The sequence below is a fragment of the Candidatus Sodalis sp. SoCistrobi genome (assembly GCF_900143145.1).
GTDB lineage: Bacteria > Pseudomonadota > Gammaproteobacteria > Enterobacterales > Enterobacteriaceae > SoCistrobi.
The window spans coordinates 1-7,261 of record NZ_FRDB01000155.1 but is presented as its reverse complement, the minus strand read 5'-3'; the positions used below and the strand labels follow the sequence as shown (position 1 = coordinate 7,261).

The 7,261-nt window shown below is 40.6% G+C and carries 12 protein-coding genes and 1 pseudogene; 4 read left to right on the top strand and 9 right to left on the bottom strand.

The window, feature by feature from the left end; genetic code table 11:
* Positions 1 to 184: transposase (locus tag CINSTRO3249_RS10920; RefSeq protein ID WP_084790194.1), on the top strand; the 184-nt coding region annotated here is incomplete at its 5' end.
* A gap of 75 nt (positions 185 to 259) precedes the next feature.
* Here CINSTRO3249_RS10920 and CINSTRO3249_RS10915 read toward each other — a convergent pair.
* Both CINSTRO3249_RS10915 and CINSTRO3249_RS10910 read right to left on the bottom strand, forming a co-directional pair.
* Complete coding sequence (locus tag CINSTRO3249_RS10915) at positions 260 to 466, bottom strand: hypothetical protein (protein ID WP_074013306.1); 207 nt, start codon at positions 464 to 466, stop codon at positions 260 to 262.
* 9 nt (positions 467 to 475) lie between these two features.
* Positions 476 to 1,141, bottom strand: coding sequence for a transcription termination/antitermination NusG family protein (locus CINSTRO3249_RS10910; RefSeq protein ID WP_084790193.1), 666 nt, complete (start codon positions 1,139 to 1,141; stop codon positions 476 to 478).
* Positions 1,142 to 1,216: 75 nt separating this feature from the next.
* Here CINSTRO3249_RS10910 and queC point away from each other — a divergent pair.
* Positions 1,217 to 1,932: pseudogene (queC, locus tag CINSTRO3249_RS10905) on the top strand (7-cyano-7-deazaguanine synthase QueC).
* A gap of 2 nt (positions 1,933 to 1,934) precedes the next feature.
* Here the strand turns inward: queC and CINSTRO3249_RS10900 are convergent.
* Entirely contained in the window at positions 1,935 to 2,795 is an 861-nt protein-coding gene (locus tag CINSTRO3249_RS10900) for a queuosine precursor transporter (RefSeq protein WP_074013304.1), read from the bottom strand.
* Positions 2,782 to 3,369, bottom strand: a complete 588-nt coding sequence (locus CINSTRO3249_RS10895) for a helix-turn-helix domain-containing protein (RefSeq protein WP_074013303.1) — start codon at positions 3,367 to 3,369, stop codon at positions 2,782 to 2,784. Before CINSTRO3249_RS10895 ends, CINSTRO3249_RS10900 begins: the two co-directional genes overlap by 14 nt.
* A 90-nt stretch (positions 3,370 to 3,459) precedes the next feature.
* On the opposite strand from CINSTRO3249_RS10895, the gene CINSTRO3249_RS10890 reads away from it, so the two are divergent.
* Positions 3,460 to 3,666, top strand: a complete 207-nt coding sequence (locus CINSTRO3249_RS10890) for a hypothetical protein (protein WP_125933174.1) — start codon at positions 3,460 to 3,462, stop codon at positions 3,664 to 3,666.
* 111 nt (positions 3,667 to 3,777) lie between these two features.
* Here the strand turns inward: CINSTRO3249_RS10890 and CINSTRO3249_RS10885 are convergent, their stop codons facing one another.
* From CINSTRO3249_RS10885 to CINSTRO3249_RS10865, 5 genes are all read right to left on the bottom strand, one after another.
* Positions 3,778 to 3,981 carry a hypothetical protein gene (locus CINSTRO3249_RS10885; RefSeq protein WP_074013301.1) on the bottom strand — a complete coding sequence of 68 codons (204 nt, stop codon included), beginning with the start codon at positions 3,979 to 3,981 and terminating at the stop codon, positions 3,778 to 3,780.
* An 83-nt stretch (positions 3,982 to 4,064) separates the two neighbouring features.
* Entirely contained in the window at positions 4,065 to 4,679 is a 615-nt protein-coding gene (locus CINSTRO3249_RS10880; RefSeq protein ID WP_256381668.1) for a helix-turn-helix transcriptional regulator, read from the bottom strand.
* A 153-nt stretch (positions 4,680 to 4,832) separates the two neighbouring features.
* A complete protein-coding gene (locus tag CINSTRO3249_RS10875; RefSeq protein WP_084790192.1) occupies positions 4,833 to 5,087 on the bottom strand; it encodes a hypothetical protein in 255 nt (84 codons plus the stop codon).
* Positions 5,088 to 5,108: 21 nt separating this feature from the next.
* The gene (locus tag CINSTRO3249_RS10870) at positions 5,109 to 5,594 is read right to left on the bottom strand and encodes a hypothetical protein (RefSeq protein WP_074013298.1); all 486 of its coding nucleotides are present in this window, start codon (positions 5,592 to 5,594) and stop codon (positions 5,109 to 5,111) included.
* A gap of 597 nt (positions 5,595 to 6,191) precedes the next feature.
* Entirely contained in the window at positions 6,192 to 6,458 is a 267-nt protein-coding gene (locus tag CINSTRO3249_RS10865; protein ID WP_074013297.1) for a helix-turn-helix transcriptional regulator, read from the bottom strand.
* A gap of 391 nt (positions 6,459 to 6,849) precedes the next feature.
* Between CINSTRO3249_RS10865 and CINSTRO3249_RS10860 the strand changes: the two genes are divergently transcribed.
* Positions 6,850 to 7,167, top strand: coding sequence for a DUF2913 family protein (locus tag CINSTRO3249_RS10860; protein ID WP_254304350.1), 318 nt, complete (start codon positions 6,850 to 6,852; stop codon positions 7,165 to 7,167).
* Positions 7,168 to 7,261 lie beyond the last annotated feature (94 nt).

The window sequence follows — 7,261 nt, the reverse complement described above, 5'->3', positions numbered from 1 at the left end:
GTTAAATGCTTCATTGCGCAAGATAACGAAAACCCGGCGGATATTTCCAACAGATGACTCGGTACTTAAACTGCTCTATCTGGCGTTGCATAATATTTCCGCCAAATGGACCATGCCACTCAGAGACAGGAAACCTGCTATGAGCCAATTCATGTTGATGTATGGAGAACGAATCTCCAGTTAAGCGATGGAGCCATTTACACAAAAAAATTTACAGACCCTTAGTGACATTATTATTCCTACGAATTGATTTTCATTTTTAATCCTCTTTTACTTTCATTAATTCATCCATTGCAACCTCTCCGTAATTTCTATATAGGTATTGAATAAATTCAGACGGATTTATCTGTCTCTTTAATCTATAAGAAAGCTCTATACTTATTTTCTCTACTTCCTCTCTCATTTCCCTTGGTATATAAACTGTGTTTGTAGTGGTGCTCTTTTTCCCTATTATAGGATCTTTCATAAAACGTCCTTAACCAGTTCGTTCAAACAAATGACATGGTAATGCTAACCAATCATTCAATTTTTTTATTCTTCTTTCTGAACACTCAGTGTTAATAATATCTATCATAATTTTATTCCGCTCCTCTAATCCATCAACACCACTTTTTATATGTATTTCATCGTTTACCTGATAAGCAGCATCAACGATTTCACGTATTTTCTGTATATCTTTATCCGATATGATGAAAGGATATCCGCCAAACCTAACAAAACAAATTGCTCCATCAATAGCTGTTATCTTTGAAGTATGAATTTTCTCTACATCCAGATCCACAAAAATATAGCCTGGAAATAGTTGAAGTGTAGCCAAGCATCTAAATCCTCCTCGATCTTTTCGTGGTGTGTACCGTGAAATAGTCGGAGACAGACAACTTACCTTCAATCTCTTCATTTCATTAACAATATGAGAAAATCTACGCTTGTGATGATATAAAAGATGCCACATAGCCCCACACCTATTTTCATGAATAACAATGCGTACCGCCCAGCTCGTACCAAAGGGAGCTGTCAGGAAAGTAAAATAAGTTGTTCTAGACATTCTTATATTTTTTAGTAAAACATAAAATGCATAATGTAGAACATTATTTATAAAATTATCGTTTTCAGCGATCAATAAAAATAGTACACTAGCCACTAAAACAACTCAACACATACATGTAAAAATTGTTTATAAAAAAATTTTTTACATTAAAAAACAAAGGATTATAAAATGAAAAGCACAAGCGCTGTAGTTGTTTTTAGTGGTGGACAGGACTCAACAACCTGCCTTATAGCCTTATACAAGCTATAAATGATTACGAATCAGTACACTGTGTTACCTTTGACTACGGTCAAAGGCACAAACTTGAGATTGACATAGCCAGACATATTGCCCAAAAAATGTCCGTAAAGTCCCACAAGGTAATCGATATTAGGCTACTCAACGACCTTGCTGTTAGCAGTCTCACGCGAAGCAATATTGATGTACCTGAATATGAACCACATGAAGATGGAGACATTCCAAACACCTTTGTTCCTGGAAGAAACATCGTTTTTTTAACACTGGCCTCTATCTATGCATATAAAGTTCATGCCAATACCGTCATTACAGGTGTTTGTGAAACCGACTTTTCCGGCTACCCTGATTGCCGTGATGAGTTTATCAAAGCTCTAAATAATGCAGTTTCACTTGGTATGAATAAAAATATGCATTTTAAAACTCCCTTGATGTGGTTGACAAAAGCTGAAACATGGGCACTTGCCGACTCAATGGGTAAATTATATTTTATCTCGGATGAAACATTAACCTGTTATAACGGCGTAAAAAGTCATGGTTGTGGTAAATGCGACTCCTGCCATCTACGCAATAAAGGACTAAATGAATATTTAAGTAACAAAGATGAAATACAAAAAAGCCTGCATAAAAAGCAGACTTTAGCTATGTAATTTTACTCTTTCTGAACAAGGTATTTGTTGAACAGATACCTTGCTCCATATGCTGGAAAAACATTCACCAAAGCATACCCCAACTTTATAACAATCTGAATACAAGCCATGCCAATTATCTGTTCATGTGACATGATACTGTAAAATGCAATAAAACAGAAAACAAAACTATCTATAATTGACGCAACAAAAATACTAGAGATTATTCTTATATAAAGGTATCGAGAATTTGTTATTCTTTTTATTTTACACAGTACATATGAATTAGCAAGCTCTGATGTTAAAAACGAAGCCGTAGAAGCAATAAATGTTGCTTGCAACTGATGAATTAAATGGCTGTAAGCCTCATTAAATTCCCATACAGGAATAGCTGGCAACATCAATGACAATGTCAGCAACCCCAATATTGCAGAATTAGCAAAAACACACATATAAATTGCGCGCCTTGCCAGACGAAACCCGTAAAATTCATTAAGTAAATCAACGATAAGAAAAGTAAGTGGGTAAACAAAAGTACCTGGAGTTATAATTAATTTAAAATATTCTATATATACTGGCTTGACCGCCGCAACATTACTGAACACATAACAAACTGATATAATTAGACAAAAGGCAGCATAAACCAACCATTGATTTTCGTTACGATCCGTGAAATCATACTGTGTTTTTGCAGCTTCTCCTGAACTATATATTTTTCTGTAAATAGCTGCTATCTCCATAGGTGCTAAGTCCTCCATCACCTCAGAAGCACTCAAATAATTACATGAAACAGACATAACACGACCAGTGTTCATAACCATGACATTAGCCTTGTTATGAACAGGATCAAATCCTAACAACTTATATTTTTCATTGGCTGCCATACCTTTCCTCTATTATAGTACCGACCAATTCATCAGACACATAAGGAACCCTACCCCCGTCAACAACTCTTAATTTCTTTTGCGGTGTAATAAAAAGAACATTTGCATTGTTACTAGATTCCCACCGCTTCACGATAACGGCATCACCCTTATTGTAATATCCTTTTATGCCTTTAGTTAAAAATATACCAATTATATTAGCCCCTTGTCCAAAATAATAAGTTATTGGTGACGAGACAACCAACCTCCCTATCTTTGCATTAATTGCAGACAGTATTGTTGTATCACTCACTACAGGGACAGCAACAGGGTTCATGTTTCCTTCCAAAGAAACAAAACTATTTGAAAGTTCTTTTTCTCGTAAATTTGTAGTTTGTATTTCACTGAAGGAAACACCAAAAAAACCGGCTACCTTTCGCAGCGTATTATCCTGTACTCGAACAACCTTACCTTCAAGTATGTTATAAATCGTAGTCCTGTTTACGCCCGCCCCTTCACTCAATGAGACGTGAGTCTCCTTTCTTGACATCAATAGATAGTGAATATTTTCCTTGATAATTTCTATATTATTCATTTGGTTAGCCACATATGCAAGCCACTAATCTCACGTTTGTATTGTATGATAAACCATACAAAAAATGCACATGTGTTGATTATAACGTTTTTGGTACTTCAAGAAACCTCTATTCCTATTAAAGATAAACCGAAAAAATTACCGCCGGACATGGACGTACGCGGCGGTAACGATGAGTCGAGTGGATTTCTGCTGCCTACACATCAGCATCAGGAATCGATTTTTACCACTTCAGAAAGCTTCTCACGCCGTTTTCTCATCTTAAGCCACCATACCGCCACACTTGCCATTTCATAGCAATTGACTGAATAAACAAGGTTTTATTGGAATGAAAAATCTTAAAATCGCCGAACAAAAGTGTTCGGTATTATCTTTTCATCCCTTGATTATCCTAACAAAAAATACACTTCAACCCTGATCAGGCCCATAGATTTCTTTCAGCCTGTCTCTGGCTTCTGCCCCATGTTTTTCAACCAGGAAGCGAAGAAACTCAGCCACTTCAATAGGCCGTCCTGTATGGTAACCAATATCCAGCACAATCCTGTCAAGCGTTTTCCGCAAGGGTTCACCAATATAGAGCGTCCGCTTTGCCCGGTAAGAATCATTGTTCATATCAATAGTAATCCTTGGTCATGTAAGAGAAGGCCGAAGAATAATATTTCCCCGGCAGTTAAAAAAACAAACAACCCACATCATTAATTATGAATAGGCCAGCAGCCCAGCGCCAGCAAGCGGGCTGGAATATTTCGCTCTGCGCCCACGCTCCGGCAATATTGTTTAAACTGGCGGGAAGAGGTCACGCCCGTCTTCTGGTAAATCCCCTGCAACTTGTTCTCAACCGTGCGATGAGAAATACCAAGGCGTCGCCCAATGTCCTTGCTACTCAAGCCATACAGGATAAAAAAAACGATATCTAGCTCTCTATCGCTAAACATGCCATAGGCAGTAATAATATTTGCCGTGCGCGGTATTTCACCGTCAACGCATTGCAATGTTGAAAAGAACCGGCAGGGCCGCGCATAACACAGCGCCCCACACAGGTCGCCCTTCTCATCATAATGAGGAATAGAGTCAAAAATATAAGGCTGAATTCTATTTTTACGCCCAAACGGCAACAGGACCAACACCGAAATGTTTTCACCCTGACCATAGAGACGTTGCTCTCCCTCCCACATCACGGAGGCATACCGCGCAATAGGGTGTGGTATATCGCAGTCCGAACAACCTGAAATCACAAAATCATCCGGCAGGGCCAGCAGCTCTCGCATTGCCGGATTCATGTAACGATATCGCGCCCCGCGATCTTTAATGCCACAGGGCGCGCTGTTTTTTCAAAGGTATTAAGAAGGCTTTTCATAGAAATCCCCACTATCGGGGACATGACCGGGGTGCCAGAAGGCATTGATTGACACTCATGCTGTGGCGGCTCATCCGTGCACCCCAGAAGGCCATGCCCGGATGGATCATTGCCAGTCAGTAGATAACCGCTCCTCAAGCTCTGCAACGCAATCACGGATGATCTGCTGAAAAGTGTCAGAGGTATCGTCCCCCATGAATTTTTGCAGTATGCCATAATGACGCCCCGCATAGACGCGAATTTCCCCCGACACCCATACGGCAAAAATTTCTACAACGTCTTCATCAGCCTTATCAAAAAAATCGCCTACGGATGAGGTATCAAGGCAATAATCCCCTATCAGGTGATCATCCGCGTTCAAATCAGCAAGCTTGATATACCGCTACGCCAGAGGACTGGCTATCTTTTCCACATCCAGCAATAGCGGTCCCTCGACGTACCAGTCTTCCGGCAGAGAGGAAATCGCCGTCCCACGAAGATTAAGATAGCCGCCAATCCATAAATTACGGGGAAGCGTGGTAATCAGAGAATTTTCCAGGTCCAGGGCATCCTCGATGCGAAAATTCTCCGGTAAAGAGAGAATTCGTGTATTTTCAAGAAACAGTCCACCGCCCACACTTAAATCCGGCGGTAGTGCGGTTATCGACGTATTTCGCAAATCCAGATCTTCCAGTACGTTCAATCCGATGGGTAATGTTGCCAGCGGGGTATTCCTTAAAATCAGATGCCCGCTAACCAACAGCTCGTCCGGTAGTCGCTGAATATCACTACCAGCAAGATCAACATCATCGCTAATCAACGTTTGTCCACCCGGCGTACGGGAAAAGGAGATTTTTTTGGCGTCCAACCAGTCGAAGAAATTAGCCATGCGCCACCTCCAGTTGGAAACTATTTCCCTGGATTGACGTCAGTAGCGTTATGAAAATATTCCTTTCAAAATAAATACTTATTACTTCCCGCCTGACGGGAATATGAGTAATATCACAGCTAGCCATAGCAGCCTCTCATGTAGGTTGTGGTGGTTAGCTGATAGCGGCGGTGCTAGCCGCCACTATCAGCGATATAATGTTTTGTTTTTGCTATTTTTTTAAACGCATTCTCATTAGCCCCATAGTCTACTACGCGGCAGCGTGCTCTCTGCACAATAGCTGGCAGGTTCTCAATTGTTAAAGAGCGGGGTGCTGAAAACGAGCGCATACGCACAGCACCGCACAAGGCGCCAAAATACATCAGCCAATAATGAATCCACTGGGATACAGCCTAAATTCAGGCAATATTATCCCGCACGCAATTGCGCTTTTTTTCGTGGTTATTTAAAATGTCTATCGACCTAAGTCGTTATTTATTAACTCCAATAAGCATGACAACATTTACAGGAAAAATAAATAGGGAAATTCCCTATTTTGAGTATAAAAAATGAGCGAACGAACTCAAAACAATATTTTTTATTTCATTCATGCTAAATCTATTTTTCATATAAAAATTTAATGAAGAATGAAAGCATTCTAAACATAAACATTGCCCGCAATTCAGAATGCGAATTCAGCCCATAGAGTAACTGGCAATTATAAAGATGAGCACCAACCGTTTTGATGTTAATGCTTAACACGCTTGCTATTAATTCATTTTTCAGACCAGTGCAGTAAAGCACCACGACATGCAGTTCCTTGTCAGAAAGCTCAGGAAACACCTTGTGGTAGGGTAGAAAATGGATAGGCTCGAACGCAGTCATAGGGCCTCCCGGAGGACACTGCCCATTTCCATGAGGTCGGTACGTTGTCTTGGGGTCAGATTGCGCGAAAAACAGGCAAACTATACTAACATATAGGGTCGTGCTTCACAGACAAGCACGCGGAAGGTAGACTTCTGCATAGTCCTGCTCCTGGTTATCTCAGGTGTTGGATTAGCTGGTAGTAAGAGATTCAAGCTCTTGTTATCAGCGCTTAACATAGCTGTTTATGTGATTAATTCTACGCCTTTCCCTGAAAAAATCCACCCTTTCATAAAACTATTTTTAGTTAAAAATCATCATTTTAAAATAAAAAACCTGTCGTTGCAGATGCCCGGTTTTTATCTATTTCGTATACTACGCATTACAATGATTATTTTGAGATTTGTTAACTTTGACAACCCTTTCCCCCAAAGAAACCACCAGTGACCTGAGCCATTTGGCTTTCTGTGCGCTCGTGGCCCTACATTTTGCCCGTGAGGATGCCGTAGCGAGTTCGCCATACGCCGAAAACCTCTTTCTTATTCGCTGGCTGGCTCAGGCACAGAAGCAAAAGCGCTTCCCCAAAAGCGTCGCCGTAGATATTGAGTGGCTACTGGAAAAAGGGCGAAAACAAGGCCCCGCTGGAAAGCTGAAACAGCATCTTGAATACCTGTGGCAATCGTGCAACGGAGACGTGATAGTGAATAACCCCGAGTTTATTAGAGAGTAATTTTGGCAATACTACGCCGCTTCCTCTGATGCTAATTGCAAAGCGTAATAGTTCATTTCGGCTTCAGTAGGAGGGATGTAACCCAGCCGCCCGA